Here is a 23,058-nt window from a genome sequence, read left to right as displayed (position 1 = left end):
TATTCATGATGAATATTCGTTTAATAAAAGCCGTCTTTCGTCGAACTTTCCGACGAAAAACGGCTTTTTTTCATTCTTTCCCTAATTGGATCGCATTCTTAATATCTTTCAATGAACGGGAAGGTCCCTACAATGGTACATCAATTAAAAATAACCACATCCAAAGCCTCGACAGCAAATTCCTTTCAATTATCTAAAAATCATTCGGATACACTACTCTTTTGCTGTACAACACTTTTATTATTGAAGAAATATCCAATAATTGCACCGATAAGACCTGTGATTAACCAGCCTGCATCTGAAGTAAATAATGGGATGAAGGCAAATGTTGCATCAATTTCCTCTACCATTACATTCGCATCTTGCAATGCATCTAAAATTGCGACAAATGTTGTCCCTATCATCGCACCGATATAAACGCTTTGCGCACCACCGAATAATTTCTCTGTGAAAATTAAGATAACTAACGTTATCGCTATTGGATATAAAAGCATTAATACTGGTGATGTCATTGATAATATTTTTGTTAAGCCGAAGTTTGTAAATACAACACCAAGTAATGCAAAAACAATTAACCATTTTTTATATGAAATGCTTGGCATAATTCGGCTGAAATATTCTGCAGGTGCAGCCAAACATGCAACGTTTGTTGTAATACCTGTTAAGAAAATAACAATCCCAATTAAATAAAGACCAAGTGGTCCAAATAAAGCTATCGATGCTAAAGCAATTAGCTCACCACCATTTGACACATAGCCAACAGTGTCAACGCTTGATACCCCAATCCAAGCCATCGATACTTGCAAAGCGATTAATCCAATAACAGTAATAACACCTGCTTGGAAGAATACTTTCGAAACTTCCTGTTGCGATTTTAAATTTAATGCTTCAATCGATTTAATAAAGATTCCACCGAACACAAAGGCAGCTAGTACGTCCATTGTAAAATAGCCTTGCGTGAAACCTTTTAAGAAAGCATCTATTGTCGTTTCATAGTCGCCCCCTGCTACAGGTGGATTGGTAGAACCCAATGGTGTAATAATTGATTTTCCGACAATTAGAACTAAAATGACCATAAAAATAGGCGTTGCGATTTTTCCTAACCGGTCGATAAATTTAGATGTTTCCCAAGATAAATAAATTGTCATAGCAAAAAAGATAACTGAAAAAATCGCTAAATATGTACCATGGTTCCCACCACTCGGTAACAATTGACGTAACCCAATTTCATATACAACCGATGTTGTACGTGGAAGTACATAGAAAGGACCTAATGCAAGGAATATTAAAATACAGAAAACAACTGAGAATTTTGTTGAAACGCGATTCGCTAATTTTTCTACCGTCCCGCCCCCTTTATTTAAAGCAACAATTGCTAAAAGAACTAAACCTACCCCTGTAATTAAGAAGCCAGCCATCGCAATTGGCGTATTACTTCCTGCTTGCTGCCCTACGATTGGTGCAAAAATAACATTTCCTGCGCCTAAAAACATTGCAAATAACATAAAGCCAATCGCTAAAATCTGAACTATAGAGACTTTATTCAACATACACACTACCCCTTTTGTATTTATATTATTTAAACAACAAAGCCCTCTGGATAAATATCTTTATTTTGAAGTACGAATTTATGCTCCCCAGTGATCCAAGCTGCACCACGGATAGCTGGAATGATTGCTTCATATTCTCCTACATTCGTTCTGCCTAAAATTTTGCCTGTGAATTGCGAACCGATAATACTTTCTTGAATAATAGTATCTCCTTCATTCAATGAAAGCGTTGCCATTTTTGCACAAGTGCCTGTCCCACAAGGAGAACGGTCAATTTGCTCATTTCCAAAAACAACTACATTTTTATAGTGGCTATCTGTTATTTTTTCTGTAATCTCTACTAAGTCAACAGATTTGATATCGTCAATTAACGGATGTTGAATGTCAATGTTCTTATTAACGTAATCTCTAATATTCTTAGCGTATTTCAATATCTCTTGCTTATTTTGCAAGTCAACAGAAATCTTTAATTCACTTGCATTTACTATAGCAAAAAAACTTCCTCCAAAAGCAATATCGAGCTGAACTGTACCCAATTCATCCAATTCAATTTTTAAATCCTTATGCAGAACAAAAGCTGGTACATTTTTGAATTCAACTGATTCTACGTCATCTCCATCATAATAAATCGAGCATTCGACAATACCCGATGGCGTATCAACTAATACTTTATCTTTCTTTTCAATAAGACCTGCATTAATGCACATTGTGACTGTGCCAATAGTTCCGTGTCCACACATGTTCAAGTAATCGCCACTATCCATGAAAATAACACCAATATCGCATTGTTGATTGACAGGCTCCACTAAAATAGCGCCAAACATATCTTTGTGTCCGCGAGGTTCATTCATTAGTAACTTCCGTAAATGGTCATGATTTTCCTTTACGAAGTTTTTCTTTTCCATCATTGTTTTACCAACGATTTCTGGAAACCCATCCACAACAATGCGTGTTGCTTCTCCTACAGTATGTGTATCAATTGTTTTGATTTCGTATTTATAATTGTTCATATAATTACCTCCTAAAAAGCTCCGAAATACTTTTTTAAAATAATTTAAAACACTATTTGACTATGTAAATCATATGCTACAAGCCGTTTAAAACTATCAACCCCTCCTTTTCGTATTTTCGATTTACTATACATCACACAACATATAGCAAAAACTCTCGTTTGAAAAGTTTTTTTCGAAAAAAATTTTTTTTTAACCGTTTTCAAATACTCGAAAAATCAATAAACACAATGTCTCACAACAATAAAGATCTTTCTAAAAAATTTTTCAGCCGTTTTCTTTTTTTTTTTAAGTGTTATAATCGCCAAGAAATTAAAATTAGTCATTTTAGGAGGATGTTGTATGGCATTACGTGATTTTTTTATTTACTTGTCAGAGAACCAAATGCTGAACAGCGCTGCTCAAAAATATGGTTTACGGATGGGCGCACAAAGCGTTGTAGCAGGCACAACAATTCCAGAGGTCGTTCAAACAATTAAAGAATTAAACAAAGCAAACATCTCTTGTACTGTAGACAATCTTGGGGAATTTGTTTCCGAGAGATCCGAAGCAACAGCAGCGAAAGAAAATATTTTAGCTGTTATCCAAGCGATTCATGACGAGCAATTGGATGCGCATATTTCATTGAAACCTTCACAGTTAGGTCAAGATATCGATTTTGACTTCTGCTATGAAAACTTAAAAGAAATCGTAGCGCTTGCACATGAGTACGGTATTTTTGTAAACTTCGACATGGAAAACTATGCGCGTCTTCACAGCTCATTCGACTTACTAGATAAGCTGCACGTAGAGTACGATAATGTGGGGACAGTGATTCAAGCTTACTTCTTTGAAGCAGAAGAAAAACTTGAGAAATACAAAAACTTTCGTCTTCGTATCGTAAAAGGTGCTTACAAGGAAGATGAAAGTGTGGCTTATCAATCAAAAGATGATATTGACCGCAATTATTTAAAACTAATTGAGCAACATTTGCTTAACGGCAAATTCACATCGATCGCCACACATGACCATAATGTGATTAATCACGTAAAGCAATTTGTTAAACAACACGATATCCCGAATGATAAATTTGAAATCCAAATGTTATATGGCTTCCGCAAAGATTTACAATATGACTTGGTAAAAGAAGGCTATAATTTCTGTACATATTTACCATTCGGTAATGATTGGTACGGGTACTTCATGCGTCGTCTAGCAGAGCGTCCACAAAACTTAGCACTTGTCACAAAACAAGTGTTTAACAAAAAGACAAATACAACAATCGGTTTAGGCGTTGCAGCCTTCGCTCTTGGCCGTCTATCTAAAAAAGGCAAGTAATCCACCCCATAAACTTAAAGAAAAAGCGAAAACATTATGAATCAATGTTTTCGCTTTTTTTATTGAGTTTGAAGTTTTTCACACGATATTGCAAACTTTGTCGTCGTATGCCTAATGCAACCGCAGTTTTAGTAATGTTTCCTTGATGGAAATCCAATGCCTTGGAAATATAATACTCCTCTACCTCTTTCATGTAGGCGTCGAGTGGCCGAATATCATTTGGGTCTTTAATAATAAACAAATCCACGTTATCTTCAACTCCATTATCATGGATATGTTGGATTTTCCATTTAAAATGAGTTGGCAACATATGAAAATCAATTGCGGTTTCATTCGTCAACAGGGAGGAAATTTCATCAAGTAACACTTCTAATTCCTTTAAATTCCCATGCCAATCATACTTCAAAAAGATATCTTTGACTTCTTCCGACAATCCTTGAATGGATGAGCCGTAATTATCACGATGTCGCTGAAAGTAATCATCAATGAACGGCATGATATCTTCTTTTCTCTCACGTAATGGCGGTACATAAATTGTAATACCTGAAAACAAGCGATATAAATTTCTAGACAATGCTTTCTCTTGAATTAGATCAATAGGATCTTTGCCTACACTTGCAATCAACATATGTCGATGGTGCGGGTAGTTGTTAAACAATTCCACGATTTTCTCTTGCGCTGCTATGGATAAATACTCAATCCGTTCTGCATAAAACGTAATAGTTTCCTTACCGGCAATGTATTTTTCAAATTGCTTTAAAATCGTCTCCTCATCTCTCCGGCAAATTAAGGCAATAAACATATCATTTTGCGTCTTTAAATCATGATGAATGCCTTCCGCAATCATATCAATTCCTGTACCCGACTCCCCAATTAACACAACTGGCATCCTGCTTAGGGCGACAATTTTTGCTTTTTCAATCACATCTCGCATCACATCTGAAACGGCTGTAATAATATCAAAAGTCAGTGGTGCACCATATCTTCTTAACGGCTGATACATCATATATTCAAGTTGCGTAATATCTCGGGCAAATTCTACAGCCCCTACTAGAGCGCCCTCGTAGTGCAGTGGATAAATATTGCTAATATACGTGACTTCTTGGTTTTTTTTATTCCAAAACGTCTTTTTCACATTGAGCAAGGGGGTTTCAGAGCTTAACACTTTGTAAATATCACTTTTCTCATTTTCAAAATCAATAATTTCAAGTGCGCGTCTCTCTTCGAACTCAGCTTCGCTCACACCTTCTAATTCCCGCATTTTTTTATTATAGATCAGCAACTTTCCGTTAGTGTCTACAACGCAAATACCCATATCACCTTTCTCAATAATGTATTTATAAATATTTAATAAAATATGATTTTCCATTTCCTGCTCGTCCTCCTGTATACTCCTATCCCCTATTTTACCATTATGTTATGAATGTGAGGCTGTTAAATAAAAAAATTTGAAAATTAATGTTGATTAATGCTAAATTATATTGCATGATAGAATTAATAAAATTTTAAAAGGTGCATAATTATTTGGCACCTCTTACTTACAGGAGGAAATGACAGATGATTCCATACAAACATGAGCCATTTACAGATTTCTCAAAACAAGAAAATAAAGATGCATATGTAGCAGGCTTACAAACAGTAGAAGGCTACTTAGGGCAAGACTACCCATTAATCATCGGCGGCGAGCGCATCACAACAGAAGATAAAATTGTTTCGTACAATCCAGCAAAAAAAACAGAAGTGATCGGTCGTGTATCGAAAGCTTCACGTGAGCTTGTTGAAAAAGCTATGCAAGTCGCAGACGAAACATTCAAAACATGGAAGAAAGTGGACCCGGCTATCCGTGCAGACGTATTATTTAAGGCAGCAGCAATTATCCGACGTCGTAAATTCGAATTCTCCGCTTTACTAACAAAAGAAGCAGGGAAACCTTGGAACGAAGCAGATGCCGATACAGCAGAAGCGATTGACTTCTTAGAGTACTACGGTCGTCAAATGCTACGTATCAAAGATGGACAACCTGTGGAAAGCCGTCCAGGGGAATTCAACCGTTATGACTACATTCCATTAGGCGTGGGGATCGTAATTTCACCTTGGAACTTCCCATTCGCGATTATGGCAGGCACAACTGTCGCCGCTTTAGTGACTGGGAACACGGTATTACTAAAACCAGCTTCTACAACACCAGTAGTCGCGTATAAATTTATTGAAGTATTAGAAGAAGCAGGCTTACCAGCAGGCGCAGTCAACTATGTACCAGGCTCTGGTACAGAAATTGGGGACTACTTAGTCGACCACCCACGCACTCGTTTCATCAGCTTCACAGGTTCGCGTGATGTTGGTATACGTATTAACCAACGTGCCTCTATGGTAAACGAAGGGCAAATTTGGTTGAAACGTGTTATCGCTGAAATGGGTGGAAAAGATACGATTGTGGTTGATAAAGATGCAGACCTTGAATTAGCGGCACAATCAATTGTCAAATCAGCATTCGGCTTCTCTGGTCAAAAATGTTCAGCATGTTCACGCGCCGTTATCGTGGAAGATGTGTATGAGCAAGTGGTAAACCGTGTGGTGGAATTAACAAAAGAATTAACAATCGGTGACCCTACAGACCCGACAAATTTCATGGCAACAGTAATTGATCAAGCAGCATTCAACAAAATTACGGAGTACATTGAAATCGGAAAAGGCGAAGGTCGTCTTGTAGCAGGTGGCACAGCAGATGATTCTGTAGGTTACTTCGTACATCCGACTGTATTTGCAGACGTAGATCCTTCTGCACGTATTATGAAGGAAGAAATCTTTGGTCCTGTTGTGGCGATGACAAAAGCAAAGGATTTTGACGAAGCGATTGAAATTGCGAACGATACGGAATACGGCTTAACAGGTGCGGTCATCACAAATAACCGCTTCAATCAAGAAAAAGCGCGTGAAGACTTCCACGTAGGGAACCTGTACTTCAATCGTGGCTGTACAGGAGCAATCGTTGGCTACCAACCATTTGGCGGGTTCAACATGTCAGGAACAGATTCCAAAGCAGGCGGTCCAGACTACCTACAATTACACATGCAAGCAAAAACAACTTCTGAACTGTTCTAAATCATAGAAACTTATAAGTGAGAGATATTCATAATTATAATAGAAGGAACCCAAAACGACTTGAATGCTTAATGATAGGAAAGATAGTGCTATTTCCTTTAATTTTGGTGTTGATCCTAATTCTCTCCATACTAAACCTCCATCCAGTTCAATCTCGGATGGAGGTTTTTTTCCATTCATCTATTCACCTTCCATACTAAGTCCGAGGCTTCCGCCATACTGAGGCTCTCGAAGCCGTATTCACTCCTCAAATTTGACACCAATTGTAGAATCTCAGTCAAAAACCGAATGTTTTCATCGATGTTTTTACCAAAGTTATGCGGATGCCACCAAAGATGAAACACTTCACCATTTTTAGCTGCATGCGTTATGCTTTTTTTAATTCTTCTTAAACGCAAAGGTTCCAATATTTTTAACTTGGCAATGTAAGGCCGTAAAAATCGGCTTGAAGGCAAGTTTACGACCGGTTCTGTCTCAACTTCAGAAAGCGGATACGTATTATGACCGGTAACATTCAAATAACTATCCAATAATCTAAGCGCTCTTTTCAAGATCCCTTCGCTATGGTAACGACTTGCCCGATAAGGCCAACTTCGTTCATTTCCTCTAAAACACTGAATCCCGTACTTTTTACAAACTTGCAAATACCTTAGATTTGTTTGGTTTCTCGGGAAAACTAGCGACTTAATCACATGACTGTTTGAATTAGCAATTTTTAAAGCAGCTTGTAAATCGGCTTCAAAACTTTTTTCGTTTTGCCCTTTTTCTAAACAATAATAGTGTGAAAATGTATGGGTCGCAATTTCTTGGTTCGGATATTTTTCAATTTGCTTTATTAAAGACTTCGCATAATGAAACGGATCTTTCCGCTCATTTTCGCCAACATTATTTAGTTTTTTATACGGGGAAAAATTACTGTTTTCATAGTTTGGCTGGAGTGAAGGGAGGCTATCTAACAACTCTATTTTATTTTCACAATAGAGCATTCCAACGGTTGCCCAAGTAGCATGAATATCGAAGCGTTGAAATAATTCAAGCATTTGCGGTATTGCTTCTCGAACACCTAATAGATTTTCTTTGTATTCTTCTAGTGAAACAGTATCATGTACGCCCCAATTCAACTCAAAATCAAGCGAGATGATGAATGCGCCTTGTTTGCTCATACTAATCCCTTCAATAGTTTCAGTTTCAAATCTCGAACCTTCATTATGATGTTCCCAATCATCGATTGTGGTTCATATCCTGAGTAAACTTGAACGATTTTTCCACCGAAACCTAATTTGAATTTCCGGATATTTTCATCGTCTGTTAAACCACCCATATCGTATACTAGTTGCCCCTTTTCTTTATACCACAGCATTGTCTTCCATATCAGAAGTCGATTTGCCTGGCTCATAATTTTCTTTAACTCTCGATCATCTACAATTCGGAAATGGGTTGCGGAATACAAATTCAATGCAACAATACCATCTGTCATATAAATACGGTAGGAAAGAATATTTTTATCTTTATCTTGCATGTACGTAAGCATAAGCGCATTTTGCTCACGAAGTAGCTTCATTGACTGCATGTGGTATGAATTAAAAGTATGTGTGCCTTTATCTTTCGCAAAACGATTATAAAATTCTTGAAAGTCCATCAATTCCTGATCTGTTGGATTATCTACTATTACATGTGTAAATCCTCTATCCAGTGCACTTTTAATCTGCCGTCGAGTTGCTTTATTCATTTCCATCAGTAATTCATTTTCATCTTTCCGTAAATCGAATTGTATAGTATCAAATCTCCTAAGCGAACTTTTCGGAATCAAAGAATGTGTGTATCCAATTAGGTGGGCTTGCACATCGCCTTTTCGGATATCCTCTGTCGCTAAATAATAAGTTTTGATCTTTATGTTCATTAATTTTCTTTCAATCGCAATCATAAGCTACTTGCCCCCAACTTTTCACTCTGTAACACGGTATTTACTAACACCAAAATACGTTCTTTTAACGATTTGTTTGCTAAACGTAAATCCTAGTTCCTTCAATGCAGCAGTATCTTTTTTAGAATTTCCCTTTATCGTTACATAGATTGTTTTCGCTTTACAGTGTTGCTGTACGAATGTGCATATGTCTCTCAAGGTAATGTTATTCCAATTCTCGATATATACACATTTTCCCCGTAAGTCCTCATGATAGGCTATATGATCGATCCGTAGCATTTTTTCGTTTATCCAAAATATATTTTCGAATGACAGAATGCCCGCTGGATAAACCCCTTTGTATCCGCCGTATATTTTTCTACAAATTTCCTTCATGTGATTATTAGCAATATCAAAGCTGTTTATTGCATCGTTAATCGATAATTCGATAAAGCTCTTGGAACCGGATAAATTCAAAATCTCTTTTTCATCCAATTTATAAACAATGTATCGTTTTCTTTCGAATACATACTCTTTAACACGAGTCATAAATGCCATTATTTCTTCCTTAATAGCTTTTGACTCCGTATGACGCAATAAATTCCTAAAAATAAACAGCAGCTTCCCAATCGTATTTCGAATAAACAGAACGAAACGGTAATTTCTCTTCATTCTCTCAATCAATGATTCCCTGAGCGTTATAAATCTTCGTATACCATTGGCTTTAATAGTATTAGATGAGAAAATCATTTTTCTTGTGTAATCTTCGTCTGTATTCCACTCGAATTTATAAGGTTCATAACCAATGCTAAAATCAAATATATCAATATTATCTGTTTTACTTTGCAAAATCTTTTCCTTTTCAAGTATTCTACCCGGGCCGAATACTTCAAAGTCAAGATCATAGGCCAACACATATACAAGTAATCTCCCACGACATCTAAACCCGTATTGAAAAGCGATCATCTTGTCATTAATATATAAAGCATCGATTTCCGTTTGCATTGTTCCATTCCGAACACCCGCTAGACTCAGGTAAAATGCTTTTTCCTTGTCTTTCGAAAAACCGCTTGTGTCCCTCTTTTTCTTCCACAATTTGTCACGGAGTTGAAAGACTGCATCCATTTCTTCAGGTCCAATCCTTGAAAGCTTCACATCTCCATTCTTCCGTAACCGTTTTTCTCTTCTGTCAAGGCCGTGAAGTCTTTTTCGTTTATTCATGTATTCTACAATTGTTACATCTTTAAATTTAATATACGGTGTAACAACCCGATGACTAGAAAAGACAAATTTTCGTTTCTGTAAATAATCTTCTAAACTACTCGGTGTTTTCCCACTTTCAAGTAACCCATGCAAGTAAAACACAACATTCCTTCTTACTTTCATCATTTCATCAAATACGAATTCGATAACATCATCTAATAAATGATTATATACAACGAAATCCATATAATTTGCTTGACCAAAAGCCACAAAAGTATACGTATGACAAAACCATCGTCTTGTGTGAATAAAAGGAATAAATCCAATCGGCCTATCATCTTGATTGACGAGCATAATTTCCATATCGTATTCGTCGCCTACATGCTTCAACCATTCATAAACCCAGACAAATTCAATAAACGGATTTGTATTCTGATTTCCCTCCAAAATGAGCGACCAATCATCACGGTACTGTTCAAGTTGATCCAATGATGTAATCCGTGTAAGCTCCATAATTTCCCCCTTTCATTAGTATGATTTGGTCGAAACGTTTCTTCACTCAAAAATTTCATACTTTTCATTACCAAAAATAGTTCTTTTATAGATCTTTTTGCAAATGGAAAAACCTTTCGTTTCAAGTACACTTAACTCATTTTCAGAACCGTCTTTTACAGTTACAAACACTGTTTTCGCTTTGCTTTTCTTCTTGACAAAGGAGCATGCAGCCTCCAAGTTCCCCTCATGCCAATTCTTGAAATGAATGGCTTTTCTCTCTAGTCGTTCACTATAGGAAATAGGGCCGATTCGGAGAACTTTATCATTCAGCCATATTATATTTTCGATTGCGAGACTACCATCCGGGTAGTACCCCTTATAACCCCGATACATTTTCTCGCAGATTTCCTTTAGGTGTTCTTGTGAAATAGCTGGACTATTCATCGCTTCATTGAGCGTCAATCCGATAAAGTCTTGGGCGTTTGCTACTACAGGAAGATCGTTCTTCTCCATTCGATAAACAATATACCGCTCTTTTTCATATAAGTATTTTTTTAGACGAGTCAAAAATGCTTTTATTTCTCCCCTTGCACCATTTGACTCTGTGGTATTGAAGAGATTACGGAGTACAAAAAGAAACTTACCCATGGTGATACGGATAAAAAGGACAAATTCATAGTTTTTCTTCAGACGTTCGATTAATGATTCCTTCATTGAAAATAAGGATCGCTTAATTTTCGCAGTCATTGTAGAAGATGAGAAAATCATTTTTCTTGTGTAATCTACATTTGTATTCAATGCAAATTTGTATGGTTCATAACCGATACTTAAATCAAATACCGTAATCTCATCTTTTTTGCATTGCAAAATTTTTTCCCTTTCGAGTATTCTTCCCGGAGCAAATTGTTCAAAGTTATCATCAAAGCCTAACGTATACGAAAGGACTCTTCCCCGACATTTAAATCCGTAATGGAAAGCAATCATCGTGTCATTAATGTACAGTGCATCGAGTTGCGTCTGCATCGGGCCTTCCTGAATACCGGCAAGACTTCGATAAAACTCTTTATCTTTGTCATTCGTAAATCCGCTCGTGTCTCTCTTTTTCTTCCATCGTTTGTCATGGAGGTGAAAGACCATTTCCATTTCTTCTTGCCCGCTCCGCGAAAACTTTACCTCTCCATTCTCCCGTAACCGCTTTTCTCTTTTATTTGGCCGGTAAAGCCTTCTCCTTTTATCCGCGTATTTTTCAAGCTCAATATCTATTAAATTGAGGTAAGGGGTGATTACTCGATGGAGAGAAAAAACGATTTTTCGTTGCTGTAAATAATTCTCCACTATCCTTGGTGTCTTACTGCTTTCAAGTAATCCATACAAGTAAAACACAACATTCTTTTTTGCTTTTAATATCTCATCAAATACGAATTCGATGACATCCTCTGCCAAATGATTGAATACAACGAAATCCATATAACTTGCATGACCCAAAGCCATAAAAGTATAGGTATGGCTCAACCAACTTCTTTTGTGGGTAAAAGGAAAAAATCCGATAGGCCTATCATCTTGTTTGACGAGCATAATCTCCATATTGTATTCATCACCAAAATGCTTCCACCATTCATAAACCCAGACAAATTCAATAAACGGATTTGTATTCTGGTTTTCCTCCAGTATAAGCGACCAATCATCCCGGTATTGATCAAGTTGACTAAGTGATGTTATCCGTGTAAGCTCCATAAACTCCTCCCTCAATAAATTTTTCATGCTTTCTTCTTCTTCAACATTGGCAATACCATTTGAAACAGCGTCTCTAACTCTTGAATTCTCAATAATTTGCTACCCGTTATATAAATGGCAATACCAAGCGTTATTTGACCAACAAGCTGCAGGAGATGATTTTCATCTACGATTCTCCCAACCTGAAATACGACACCCCCCATAATAAAAGAGAGTAGAAAACTAGGCAGCAGATCTTTTGTTTGCTCTTTGGATGAATATTCGATTTCTCTCGCTGAAAAGTACGAGTTTATAAAAAAAGAAATAAATGAATGAATCACTATCGTCCATATTAAGCCGATGATGCCAAACCCAAACAATAAAGAAAATACAATCAAAATCACCAATAAACTCTTGTTAATGATTTCTAATAGCAATATTAAGTCCGATCTTCCCTTTACTTTAAGAGCATTTAGATTTAATGCGTGAACCGGATAAAACATACCCGCAAAGCATAATAATTGAAAATAGATAACGGAAGGGATCCATTTCTCTCCGAATAATACGATAAACAGCGGCTTTGCAACTGCTGCTAACCCAACCATTAATGGAAAGTTAATAAATGCCGAGGTCTTAATAACGGACTTAAATCCATATTTTAGACGTTCTTTTTCTTGTTGAATGCTGCTAAGGACTGGATAGGTGACACGCTGTACGGTCGAAACGATGGCAAATGAAGCGAGGTCTGTGATTTTAACAGCGTTTGAATAATAACCAAGCTGATTCGTAGAATACATCCTTCCAATAATAACGAAGTAAATATAATAAAAAAACGAATCAATAAGTCCTGAGAGTAATAATTTATATCCAAAACTATAAAACTTTTTAAATGATTGAACTTTAAATATCAAAGAAGGAATCCATTTATTAAAGTACCAAAGTAATCCCGTCTGAACGGATTGCAGAGCGATCATGTTAAGAACGAGACTCCAAACGCCAAATCCTGACATCGCCAAGAATATTGTGAGGCTCCCAGAAATAGTTACAGAGATGAGACTTATCTTTGTTAATGTTTTAAAATCAACTTTCTTCACAAGCATCGCTTTTTGAATAATTCCTAATGAATTGATGATCAGTACTAAGCAAATCACCCGAATGATTTCTGTCAGCTGCGGTTCTCCGAAAAATACACTGATCATATTCGCCGTACTAAATAATATTCCGTATATGGCTAGCGAAACAAATAAGTTGAAATAAAAAACTGTTGAATAGTCTTCTTGAGTCGTATGCTGATCTCGTATTAACGCTTGGGAAAATCCACTATCTACAATTGCGTTGGAAACGGATATAAATACTAAAATCATTCCAATAATCCCAAAATGCTCGGGAAGCAGTAACCTTGCAAGAATAATCTGTACGATAAATTGTATGCCATGGTTCGCCATTAAATCCGTGAAACTCCAAAAAACCCCTGTGATTGTTTTACTTTTTAACGACTTCGGAGTCGACATTTTTTCACCTGTTTTTTATATTGGTAATACCGTTAGAGATGCGACAAAGTCACATCTCTATTATTTTTTTATCAACTTAATCTATCGCTAATTACTTGAATGACTCTTTCCTGCTCCTTCAGAGTCATATTCGAACCGGAAGGAAGACATATCCCTCTCGCAAACAAACGTTCACTAACGATGTCATCATCCGCGTGCGGATAAAACTTACACCCTTTAAACAACGGCTGCATATGAAGCGGCTTCCAAACCGGTCTCGCTTCAATATTCTCTGCTTCAAAGGCATCCATCAGCTCATTTGGCGTAACGCCTACTATTTCAGGATTCAATTCCATTGCGGTCAACCAACGATTCGAATAAGTCCCTGCCAGCTCTGGCATGAACGAAATGCCATCAATCCCTCCAAGTGCTTTTTCATAACGGGCAAATACAGCTCTTCTTGCTTTTACGCGGTCATCGAGCACCTCTAACTGCGCTCGGCCGATTCCTGCAAGAATATTGCTCATACGATAGTTATAGCCAACAGATTGATGCTGGTAATGCCTAGCTTTCTCTCTCGCTTGGGTTGCTAAAAAACGGGCACGCTCCACTTTTCCAACGTCATCGGATACGAGCATCCCGCCACCTGATGTTGTAATGATTTTGTTGCCATTAAATGAATAGATGCCAAACTTACCAAACGTACCGCTATTCTTTCCCTTATAATATGAGCCAAGTGATTCCGCAGCATCTTCAATTACGGGAACTCTATATGAATTACAAATTGCCATCAGTTCATCCATCTTCGCGCTTTGTCCATACAAGTTAACGATCACAACTGCTTTTGGAAGCTTTCCTTTTTCTTGCGCCTCCTCCATTGCACGTGTTAATGCAACAGGTGACATATTCCACGTCTCATATTCTGAATCTATGAAAACGGGCTCACCGCCCAAATATAAAATTGGGTTCGCACTTGCAACGAACGTCAAACTTGAACAGAAGACGATATCTCCCTGTCTAACATCCAACAACTCCAAAGCGATGTGGATTGCAGCAGTCCCGGACGACATAGCAGCAGCTCCGGTTGCTCCATTATACTTGGCAACTTCTTTCTCAAATTCATCTACATTCTTTCCGAGTGGTGCGATCCAATTTGTTTCAAAAGCTTCATCTATATATTTTTGCTCATTCCCACTCATATGCGGTGTTGAAAGAAAGATCCTTTTCGGCTTCAAATCATAGCTCCCTTCACCCACTATCGTTTTTAGGATATAGTTGATATCCTTCTTAAGACTATAATTCCGAACATACTCCTTGTTCAGTTTCACTTTATCAGGAAAAAGGACATGATCATTATGCCACTGAGGATCATCTACGTTTGCTAGTATCTGTTCTTCATTTTTATATTTAATGGAAGCAGGTCCAGTAATGCCGGGTCGTATCGTTAAAATGATTCGATCTTCCCCGGTTAACTTATCCGCATAACCGGGGACATCCGGTCGTGGGCCTACAAAACTCATATCGCCTATCAATACATTCAATAGTTGAGGCAGCTCATCTATTTTCGTTTTCCTGAAAAAACGACCACATGTAGTGATTCTTGCATCACGGCTTGTCGTTATAGTGGAACTGTTATTCTTCATATCTTTCATTGTTTTTATTTTCATCACTTTGATAAGCTTGCCATTTTTACCTACGCGCTCTTGGATAAATAAACCATTACTTTTTGTATCTATAGAAGCAATTATGAAAGCAATTAGCATAATCCACCCTGTCATTACGATTCCTATTATGGAAAACAGGAGATCAAAAGATCGCTTACCAATCCTTTCAATAAAAGTAAGATTGTTTTTCATTCCTCGCTTCCTTGGTCTATTGTTCATCGACCTATCCGCTCTGAATTCGTTAAATATTTTCATCTGTCTTTCTAAAACCACTTTCTCATTGAACTCTTCCATAAATAGTCTTCGTGAGTTTTCTCCAAACCGCTTCAGTTTGGACTCATCTTTCAAGGTTTTAATAATTGTTTCCGCTAATGAAATACTATCTTTATCGTTGCACAAGTACCCATTCACATCAGGAAAGACTTCTTCTCTACATCCGCGAACATCCGTCGCCACAATCGGTTTACCCATAGCCATCGCTTCAATGATGGAACGTGGGAGCCCTTCACGGTACGAAGGCAATACAAACAAATCAGCCGCACATAATAGTTCGGGTATATCCTCTCTCATTCCTAAAAGTTGAATTCTTTCTTTTGTTTCAATGGGCATTGATTGGATAAGCTGTTCGACATTCATCCCATCCCGATCCCCAGTAACTGAATCCCCGACGATCAGTAATGTTGCGTCCTTTAATTCGTCCAGAACCAAATGAAATGCTTCAATGAGTTCAACGATGCCTTTTTCTCTTACTAATCTCCCGACAAACATAATCACTTTTTCATTCGTGATACTTAATGACTCTCTACTCTTCACTCTGTTGTATAATTCCGGGTTGAATCGATCACCCGAGACACCATTGCTAATATGAATGAGGTTTTCCGGCTTTTGAAAGCCTTTTGCTAAGGCCAATTCATAGTCTTCTTTGCTTTGAAAGAAAAGTTTATCGGTGAAATATTTCGCCCAAATCTTTTCAAGCAAATAAATTATCTTATAGGGTATTGGTTTCATATTTTCGTGGAAGTAAAATCCGTGGGCAGTATAAACGCTTAAGGGTACGTTAGCCAATCGTGCCGACACTCTCGCAACGAGACTGGCAACTGGGGTATGTGAGTGGACGATGTCGAATTTTTCTTTTCTGATCAGTTTCACCAATGCGACCATGCTTTTCAAGTGGCTAAAGACATTCAAATTTCGTTGAAATGGTATATGGTGGACGACATACCCATCCTTTTCAATTTCATATCCTGTCTCATCTTTATAGCAAGCTATATGGACGTCGTATTTCTGTTCAATCATTTCATTTACAAGTGGCAGCAAAAACTTTTTAACTGTAAAGCTTACGTTGGTGATTTGTAGAACTTTCATTATAATCTCCATAAATGAATCTGATCTGGCTTGCTCGCCTTGTCTAGCGCACTCTTAATATCCATAACAATTCCTTTACCATGTTTTAATAACCGATCGAACTGGGACCATCCTCCATTGACATACTCCATATGAGACACCGCTAAGACAACGGCATCCGCAGGCGGTAGTTTGTCGTAAGGTATCAATGTCAGTTGATATTCAGAAAATGCCTCCTTACAATCTGCATGCGGATCGGCTACTTGCACTTCCACTCCAAATTCCTGCAGCTCCCGAATGATATCTATCACTTTAGAGTTTCGAAGGTCTGGGACATTCTCTTTAAATGTCAATCCGAGAACAGTTACCTTTGCACCTTGTACGGGCAGATTGAGCTTGATCATTTTTTTTACTAATGCCCTTGCAATATAACGACCGATACTATCATTTATTCGGCGACCGGCAAGGATCACTTCTGGAAAGTGACCGACCGTCTGTGCTTTATGGGTTAAATAGTATGGATCTACACCGATACAGTGACCGCCAACTAACCCGGGTGAGAATTTAAGGAAATTCCATTTCGTACTTGCTGCTTCCAATACTTCTATCGTATCAATCCCAAGGCTGTCAAAAATTAAGGCTAATTCATTCATCAGTGCAATATTGACATCTCTTTGTGTGTTTTCAATTACTTTTGCGGCTTCTGCAACACGAATTGAGCTGGCTTTATAAACACCTGCTTCGACAACATCGCTATATACTTGCGCAATAATTTCCAACACTTCGGGCGTTTGACCGGATACGACTTTTGTGATTTTCGTAAAGGTACGTTCTTTATCTCCAGGATTAATACGTTCTGGAGAGTAACCGACGAAAAAATCAATGCCAGCCTTCAATCCTGAATGCTTTTCTAATACAGGTATGCACTCTTCCTCTGTAACGCCTGGGTAAACGGTTGACTCGAAAACAACTATTGCTCCCTTTTGAAGACTTTTTCCGACTGTTTCGGAAGCACGTAGTAAAGGTGATAAATCTGGTTGGTTATGTGCATCAATCGGTGTAGGGACGGACACGATCATAAAGTCTGACTCCTTCAGCCTTTCACTGTTAGACGTAAATTCAATTTTCGCTTCCGTTAAATCATCCACCTCTACTTCATTTGTATAGTCAACGCCGATCTGTAATGTGGAAATTCGATGTTCATTAATATCAAAGCCGATTACCGGATGTTTTTTTCCAAAAGCAACCGCCACAGGTAACCCTACATATCCTAAGCCGATAACAGCTATTTTTCTATTCATCACAGACCCTTTCACAACTTTATTTGATAATACGCCAAATACCAGTCGACAAATTTGTCGACACCATCTTTAATGGAGGTTTTCGGTTTGAAACTGATTTCCTGAAATAAGTCATCGACATTTGCATAAGTGGCCGGAACATCCCCCTCCTGCAATGGCATGAAGTTTTTAACCGCTACTTTTCCTAGTTTTTCTTCAATCGCAGAAATGAAGTCCATCAAGTTCACAGGGCTATTATTTCCGATGTTGTATACTTTGTAAGGGGCATAGCTTGTGCCAGGATCCGGATTTTCCCCGGACCAATCCGAATTAGGCGTTGCAGGTTTATGGAGAAGACGGGAAATGGACTCTACAATGTCATCCACATACGTGAAGTCGCGCATCATTTTTCCATTGTTAAATATATCGATCGGCTTACCTTCAATAATGTTTTTCGTAAACTTGAAGAGAGCCATATCCGGGCGCCCCCATGGTCCGTATACCGTAAAGAAACGAAGACCGGTCGTCGGTAAATTGTAAAGGCTGCTATACGTATGTGCCATCAGTTCATTCGCTTTCTTTGTCGCCGCATATAAACTTAGAGGGTGATCGACCGTATCATGCACGGAGAATGGTAAAGTTGTATTGGCACCGTAAACTGAGCTGGATGATGCATATATTAACTGCTTCACCTTATGTTGACGACACATTTCCAACACATTGATGAAGCCGACAACATTTGAATCGATATATACATAAGGATTTTCTATGCTGTATCTCACGCCCGCTTGCGCAGCTAAATTCACTACGATATCGATTTCATTTTCGCTGAATGCTGTTTGAACTTTCTTTCGGTCTACCAAATCAGCATGATAAAACTTGAAACGTTTATGAGGAATGAGTTTTCCTAAACGTGCTTCCTTTAACGAGGTTTCGTAATAATCGTTCATGTCGTCGAAACCTATGACTTCATGACCCATTGACAACAGCTTTTCTGATAAATGATAGCCAATAAAACCGGAGGACCCCGTAACTAAGATTTTCATTTTCTTCCTCCCTCAACTTTTCCAAGGAAGTTTTCATGCCATTTGTGTAAAACAATTAGACTCCATATAAGATTCGCGTGATTTTTTTTACTCTTCATATGTTCGTCAATGATTGTTTCAACGGTATCAAAATGAACGAGATTTGCTTTCTCCACTTTTTCTTTCGTCAAAGAGGAAACGACCAACTCTTTTAGTTCGGTCTTGAACCATTCAGCTAATGGGATCTCAAATCCCCTCTTTTTGGCAAATAGTATGTCATTGGGGAGTAAGTCTGAATACGTCTCTTTCAAAATGATTTTCCCTTTAGCGCCACGCATTTTAAAGTTCAAAGGGACCTTATATGCTAATTCCAATACTCTATGGTCGAGAAATGGCGTTTTGATTTCTAACCCATTTATTTTGCTCATCCAGTCGGTCTTTACTAACATGTCATTAGGTAAAACGAATTTGAAGGCTGTATACATCATCCGATTCACAGACTCATTCGTATTTAAATTATGAAAGTATTGATACAGTTGCTGATCTACATTAAACGTGCTTATTGGTTTATTTTTGACTAACCGAGAAATTTGGTTTTGGTTGTAATATGCTTTAAGGATTACTTCCGAATCCGAATCTGTTTTAAATAGATGGTTTCTAGTCAGTAATTTCTTTTTCAGCTTCTGAGCATTGTATAGTTTTCCGCTAAAGGCTATCTCTTTAAAATTCTCACTATAAGAATAAGATTGTTTGTACGTCTCCTCATGAAAATGTAATTCAGTGCTTACTTTATTTAAAACACCATTTAACACACACAATAAACCCATCCTTTCCTTACATTAAACTCAGCCACTTTTCTTCAAAGTACTGGATGAATTCAATTCCTGCTTATGATTACTTAGCAATAGAAAAAATAATACAAACCAAGTAATCGGTTGCCTCATTACGTTATGAAAATTAGAATAAATGAATACTTGTAGTAATAAAATAAGGTAATATACATTTTGTCTAGAATTAATGATCACCCATAAGAAAAGTAATAAGATGATTAGTAATCCAAAAAGACCTAACATGGAGAGTAAATCAATTACTGTATTATGAGATTCGTGTCCTTCGAATGGAGAGAACAGCCCTGAATGTGATGTAGTTCCATTACCAATTAACGGTGATTTCGTGAATGCTTTTATTCCGTTTTCCCATAATGTATACCTAATATCTGATTGATTTCTTACTTCATTAAACGAATTGGAAACATCTTTTATAATTTCCAGGACTACTTTAAGCATGCTTACAAGAAATGAAAGTGCAAATAGATTAATAATTATTCTCAAATGCTTTTTTAATTTTATTTTTTTCATAAACATAAAGTAACTATATATAAAAAATGATATGATCCAAGTGACAAGGAGTGCATCACTTTCTATTCTTAAACCGACCCAGACGGCAGCCACTACATTTAGTATGCCTAAATGAGTCGGTATTTTTTTTCTGCTCACTAAATATAAAGAGATAATTGGTAGGAGTAGGGTCAAGAATGCTAATTGGTTGGGATTAAGTGAAAGTCCACTAAATCTTGTGGAGTAGAAATAAAAGAAGTCTATATAGAAGAAGTTACGGATGACCACTATATACAATAAGCAACAATAAATATATGCTTGCGAAAAAATATAAAAATATAGAGCAGTTCTCGTCAATATGTTTTGATAGTCCGGTAAATGTACTACTAGTATGATTAATAAGATTGGAAGTGAGAATGCAATTGCATCCCGAAAGTCCATTATTCCAATTGTTCCTCTCCATACTCCGAATAAATTTGAAACGAAAGCCAACAGTATAAATGAATATAATAGAGAAACAAGTTTAATACTTTTTTCACTTATATATATTTTTTGGTTGTACGCAAGTTGGAAAATCAACAGTAGTGCCGTGAATGCTAATAACAGTTCTCCTATTCCAATAGGTCCAAGAAACCTTACCTTCGTAAAGGTTGTAAAGCTTAAAGCAATACCAAGAAGGACGGCAATCATTTTGTTCGAATTCATTATTATCTCCCTCGTGTAGTCGAATGATAATAATCTGCACTTATTGAATCCCATATGCTGCCCCATTCAATAATTGGATATTTCTATTATGCTTCAGACGTTTTACGGTTAGCTAAGTCAATCAACGTCTTCTTCATCTCATCAGCCGGAATTTCCAAGAGTTTTTCAAGCACGAAGTCCAGTTCCTTCTTGCTCATTGGTGCTGACTTTCCTACATAAATCTTAGGGAAAATTTGATCGGTTTGAATTTCATCTTCATTCAATAGCTCTTCAAAAAGTTTTTCGCCTGGACGGATTCCAGTGAAAATGATATCGATTTCATCTTCACGATACCCCGACAGTTTAATTAAGTTTTTCGCCAGGTCGACTATTTTTACCGGTTCGCCCATGTCGAGTACAAACACCGCCCCCTCCATAGCGAGCGTACCAGCCTGAATGACAAGTTGAGAAGCTTCGGGTATTGTCATAAAATATCTTGTCATCTCAGGGTCTGTGACAGTAATTGGGCCGCCTTGCTTAATTTGCTCTCTAAATAGCGGGACTACACTTCCGCGAGACCCTAACACATTCCCAAAACGCACCGCAGCAAACTTCGTTTTACTTTCTTTTGCAAGGTTCTGCACAATCATCTCAGCGAATCGTTTCGACGCACCCATGACATTCACAGGGTTAACTGCTTTGTCGGTCGAGACCATGACAAAATACGAGACGTCAAATGCGTCTGCCGCTTCAGCGATATTTTTCGTGCCGAATATGTTGTTTTTGACCGCTTCTAGTGGATTTTCTTCCATTAAAGGAACATGTTTATATGCTGCTGCATGATAGATGACATCCGGCTTAAGCTCACTGACTACTCCAAAAACCCTCATTCGGTCTTTAATATCAGCAATCACTGGAATGATATTTGTAGGCACTTCCATACTCTTTCGTAATTCCATATCTATGTTGTAGATTGAGTTTTCACCATGGCCTAAAAGTATGATGTTCTTAGGCTTAAATTTACTCACTTGCCGACAAATTTCCGATCCTATTGACCCTCCCGCGCCGGTGACGAGGATTGTTTTATTTGCAAGCTTTTCTTCGATTGCTTTCAAGTCGAGCTCGACTTCTTCTCTACCGAGGAGATCTTCTATTTTCACGTCGCGCATGTCAGTGACGGAAACTTTTCCAGTCATCAAGTCCTCGATGCGCGGTATTGTCATTGTCTTCACGCCGGTTTCAATACAGATTTTCAACAGATCCAACATAGCCTGTTTTGCAAGGGAAGGAATAGCTATGATGATCTTTTCAATTTCATATTCTTTTACTAGCTTTGGAATATCCCTTGTACCGCTTATGACTTTCAAGCCATAAATCTCCAACCCACTTTTCGAACGGTTATCGTCAACGAAGAGTACGGGTTTCATTCCTGATTCGGGGTTCTGAAGGACTTGGCGAGCTATCATTGTCCCTGCCTGGCCTGCTCCTACAATCATTATGCGTGTTGTCTCGATGTTCTTTTGTCGGTTGACCGTGTCACGCATGAGTCGAAAAGAAAATCTCGATCCGCCGATTAAAAGAATATGTATCATCCATGTGAGAAAGAGTGCTCTAACGGATACTTCATGCATAAGGACAAATTGGACGATCGTGACAACTGTAATGGTCATTGTTACCGCCTTCAAAATCGAATACAACTCCCCAGTGGATGCATAGGACCAGTCTTTCCTATAGAGCCCATACTTCCATGCGAAGAAGTGATGTCCAATTTGAATTGTGACGACACTTATGAAAAGCATTTTGTTTGTGAAGACATTGATGAACGGATGCAAGATGAAATACCCGACATAAATTGAAAATAAGACGATTAGGGAATCGACAATTGCCAATATACTCATTCTCATTCTCATTCTGATTAACACGAGAGCCCCACCCCTAAGT

The 23,058-nt window shown here is 37.7% G+C and carries 16 protein-coding genes and 1 pseudogene; 2 read left to right on the top strand and 15 right to left on the bottom strand.

The window, feature by feature from the left end; genetic code table 11:
* Window positions 1–200: 200 nt before the first annotated feature.
* Both brnQ and AB1K89_RS06435 read right to left on the bottom strand, forming a co-directional pair.
* A complete protein-coding gene (gene brnQ, locus AB1K89_RS06440) occupies window positions 201–1,550 on the bottom strand; it encodes a branched-chain amino acid transport system II carrier protein (RefSeq protein WP_413053944.1) in 1,350 nt (449 codons plus the stop codon).
* A gap of 29 nt (window positions 1,551–1,579) precedes the next feature.
* Complete coding sequence (locus AB1K89_RS06435) at window positions 1,580–2,560, bottom strand: proline racemase family protein (protein ID WP_413053943.1); 981 nt, start codon at window positions 2,558–2,560, stop codon at window positions 1,580–1,582.
* A 342-nt stretch (window positions 2,561–2,902) separates the two neighbouring features.
* On the opposite strand from AB1K89_RS06435, the gene AB1K89_RS06430 reads away from it, so the two are divergent.
* Window positions 2,903–3,877, top strand: coding sequence for a proline dehydrogenase family protein (locus AB1K89_RS06430; protein ID WP_413053942.1), 975 nt, complete (start codon window positions 2,903–2,905; stop codon window positions 3,875–3,877).
* 34 nt (window positions 3,878–3,911) lie between these two features.
* Here AB1K89_RS06430 and AB1K89_RS06425 read toward each other — a convergent pair whose 3' ends face one another.
* Window positions 3,912–5,246: an AAA-type ATPase lid domain-containing protein gene (locus tag AB1K89_RS06425; protein ID WP_413053941.1), complete on the bottom strand. Its 1,335-nt coding sequence runs from the start codon at window positions 5,244–5,246 to the stop codon at window positions 3,912–3,914.
* Window positions 5,247–5,434: 188 nt separating this feature from the next.
* On the opposite strand from AB1K89_RS06425, the gene pruA reads away from it, so the two are divergent.
* On the top strand, window positions 5,435–6,979 hold the full coding sequence (gene pruA, locus AB1K89_RS06420) for an L-glutamate gamma-semialdehyde dehydrogenase (protein WP_413053940.1): 1,545 nt from the start codon (window positions 5,435–5,437) through the stop codon (window positions 6,977–6,979).
* Window positions 6,980–7,155: 176 nt separating this feature from the next.
* On the opposite strand, the gene AB1K89_RS06415 is transcribed toward pruA, so the two are convergent.
* The 12 genes and pseudogenes from AB1K89_RS06415 to AB1K89_RS06360 form a co-directional block, all read right to left on the bottom strand.
* Window positions 7,156–8,142 (bottom strand): polysaccharide deacetylase family protein, encoded by a 987-nt coding sequence (locus AB1K89_RS06415; RefSeq protein ID WP_413053939.1) that lies wholly within the window; start codon window positions 8,140–8,142, stop codon window positions 7,156–7,158.
* A complete protein-coding gene (locus AB1K89_RS06410) occupies window positions 8,139–8,903 on the bottom strand; it encodes a hypothetical protein (protein WP_413053938.1) in 765 nt (254 codons plus the stop codon). Before AB1K89_RS06410 ends, AB1K89_RS06415 begins: the two co-directional genes overlap by 4 nt.
* A gap of 21 nt (window positions 8,904–8,924) precedes the next feature.
* On the bottom strand, window positions 8,925–10,598 hold the full coding sequence (locus AB1K89_RS06405; RefSeq protein WP_413053937.1) for a GNAT family N-acetyltransferase: 1,674 nt from the start codon (window positions 10,596–10,598) through the stop codon (window positions 8,925–8,927).
* A 42-nt stretch (window positions 10,599–10,640) separates the two neighbouring features.
* On the bottom strand, window positions 10,641–12,164 hold the full coding sequence (locus AB1K89_RS06400; RefSeq protein ID WP_413053936.1) for a GNAT family N-acetyltransferase: 1,524 nt from the start codon (window positions 12,162–12,164) through the stop codon (window positions 10,641–10,643).
* 173 nt (window positions 12,165–12,337) lie between these two features.
* On the bottom strand, window positions 12,338–13,804 hold the full coding sequence (locus tag AB1K89_RS06395) for a lipopolysaccharide biosynthesis protein (protein ID WP_413053935.1): 1,467 nt from the start codon (window positions 13,802–13,804) through the stop codon (window positions 12,338–12,340).
* Window positions 13,805–13,875: 71 nt separating this feature from the next.
* Window positions 13,876–14,982, bottom strand: a complete 1,107-nt coding sequence (locus AB1K89_RS06390) for an aminotransferase class I/II-fold pyridoxal phosphate-dependent enzyme (RefSeq protein ID WP_413054025.1) — start codon at window positions 14,980–14,982, stop codon at window positions 13,876–13,878.
* 66 nt (window positions 14,983–15,048) lie between these two features.
* Window positions 15,049–16,812 (bottom strand): annotated as a pseudogene (locus AB1K89_RS06385) (sugar transferase); the annotation flags it as partial.
* Window positions 16,812–18,092 (bottom strand): nucleotide sugar dehydrogenase, encoded by a 1,281-nt coding sequence (locus tag AB1K89_RS06380; protein WP_413053934.1) that lies wholly within the window; start codon window positions 18,090–18,092, stop codon window positions 16,812–16,814. The pseudogene AB1K89_RS06385 and the gene AB1K89_RS06380, both read right to left, overlap by 1 nt.
* An 11-nt stretch (window positions 18,093–18,103) precedes the next feature.
* Entirely contained in the window at window positions 18,104–19,117 is a 1,014-nt protein-coding gene (locus AB1K89_RS06375) for an NAD-dependent epimerase (RefSeq protein WP_413053933.1), read from the bottom strand.
* Window positions 19,114–19,908: an asparagine synthase-related protein gene (locus tag AB1K89_RS06370; protein WP_413053932.1), complete on the bottom strand. Its 795-nt coding sequence runs from the start codon at window positions 19,906–19,908 to the stop codon at window positions 19,114–19,116. Before AB1K89_RS06370 ends, AB1K89_RS06375 begins: the two co-directional genes overlap by 4 nt.
* A gap of 33 nt (window positions 19,909–19,941) precedes the next feature.
* Window positions 19,942–21,138, bottom strand: coding sequence for a hypothetical protein (locus AB1K89_RS06365; RefSeq protein ID WP_413053931.1), 1,197 nt, complete (start codon window positions 21,136–21,138; stop codon window positions 19,942–19,944).
* Window positions 21,139–21,224: 86 nt separating this feature from the next.
* Window positions 21,225–23,033 (bottom strand): polysaccharide biosynthesis protein, encoded by a 1,809-nt coding sequence (locus tag AB1K89_RS06360; protein WP_413054024.1) that lies wholly within the window; start codon window positions 23,031–23,033, stop codon window positions 21,225–21,227.
* Window positions 23,034–23,058 lie beyond the last annotated feature (25 nt).

The organism is Sporosarcina pasadenensis (assembly GCF_047228845.1).
Lineage (GTDB): Bacteria > Bacillota > Bacilli > Bacillales_A > Planococcaceae > Sporosarcina.
The sequence above is the reverse complement of the archived record's forward strand: the minus strand, read 5'-3'. Positions and strand labels throughout refer to the sequence as shown.

What these genes read in the sequence shown, in the direction of transcription:
- AB1K89_RS06430 (WP_413053942.1), top strand. Translation starts at nt 2,903, where the DNA reads ATGGCATTACGTGATTTTTTTATTTACTTGTCAGAGAACCAAATGCTG.
- AB1K89_RS06435 (WP_413053943.1), bottom strand. Translation starts at nt 2,560, where the DNA reads ATGAACAATTATAAATACGAAATCAAAACAATTGATACACATACTGTA.
- AB1K89_RS06415 (WP_413053939.1), bottom strand. Translation starts at nt 8,142, where the DNA reads ATGAGCAAACAAGGCGCATTCATCATCTCGCTTGATTTTGAGTTGAAT.
- AB1K89_RS06400 (WP_413053936.1), bottom strand. Translation starts at nt 12,164, where the DNA reads ATGGAGATTATGCTCGTCAAACAAGATGATAGGCCTATCGGATTTTTT.
- AB1K89_RS06365 (WP_413053931.1), bottom strand. Translation starts at nt 21,138, where the DNA reads ATGAATTCGAACAAAATGATTGCCGTCCTTCTTGGTATTGCTTTAAGC.
- AB1K89_RS06395 (WP_413053935.1), bottom strand. Translation starts at nt 13,804, where the DNA reads ATGTCGACTCCGAAGTCGTTAAAAAGTAAAACAATCACAGGGGTTTTT.
- AB1K89_RS06425 (WP_413053941.1), bottom strand. Translation starts at nt 5,246, where the DNA reads ATGGAAAATCATATTTTATTAAATATTTATAAATACATTATTGAGAAA.
- AB1K89_RS06375 (WP_413053933.1), bottom strand. Translation starts at nt 19,117, where the DNA reads ATGAAAATCTTAGTTACGGGGTCCTCCGGTTTTATTGGCTATCATTTA.
- pruA (WP_413053940.1), top strand. Translation starts at nt 5,435, where the DNA reads ATGATTCCATACAAACATGAGCCATTTACAGATTTCTCAAAACAAGAA.
- AB1K89_RS06405 (WP_413053937.1), bottom strand. Translation starts at nt 10,598, where the DNA reads ATGGAGCTTACACGGATTACATCATTGGATCAACTTGAACAGTACCGT.
- AB1K89_RS06380 (WP_413053934.1), bottom strand. Translation starts at nt 18,092, where the DNA reads ATGAATAGAAAAATAGCTGTTATCGGCTTAGGATATGTAGGGTTACCT.
- AB1K89_RS06410 (WP_413053938.1), bottom strand. Translation starts at nt 8,903, where the DNA reads ATGATTGCGATTGAAAGAAAATTAATGAACATAAAGATCAAAACTTAT.
- brnQ (WP_413053944.1), bottom strand. Translation starts at nt 1,550, where the DNA reads ATGTTGAATAAAGTCTCTATAGTTCAGATTTTAGCGATTGGCTTTATG.
- AB1K89_RS06390 (WP_413054025.1), bottom strand. Translation starts at nt 14,982, where the DNA reads ATGAGTGGGAATGAGCAAAAATATATAGATGAAGCTTTTGAAACAAAT.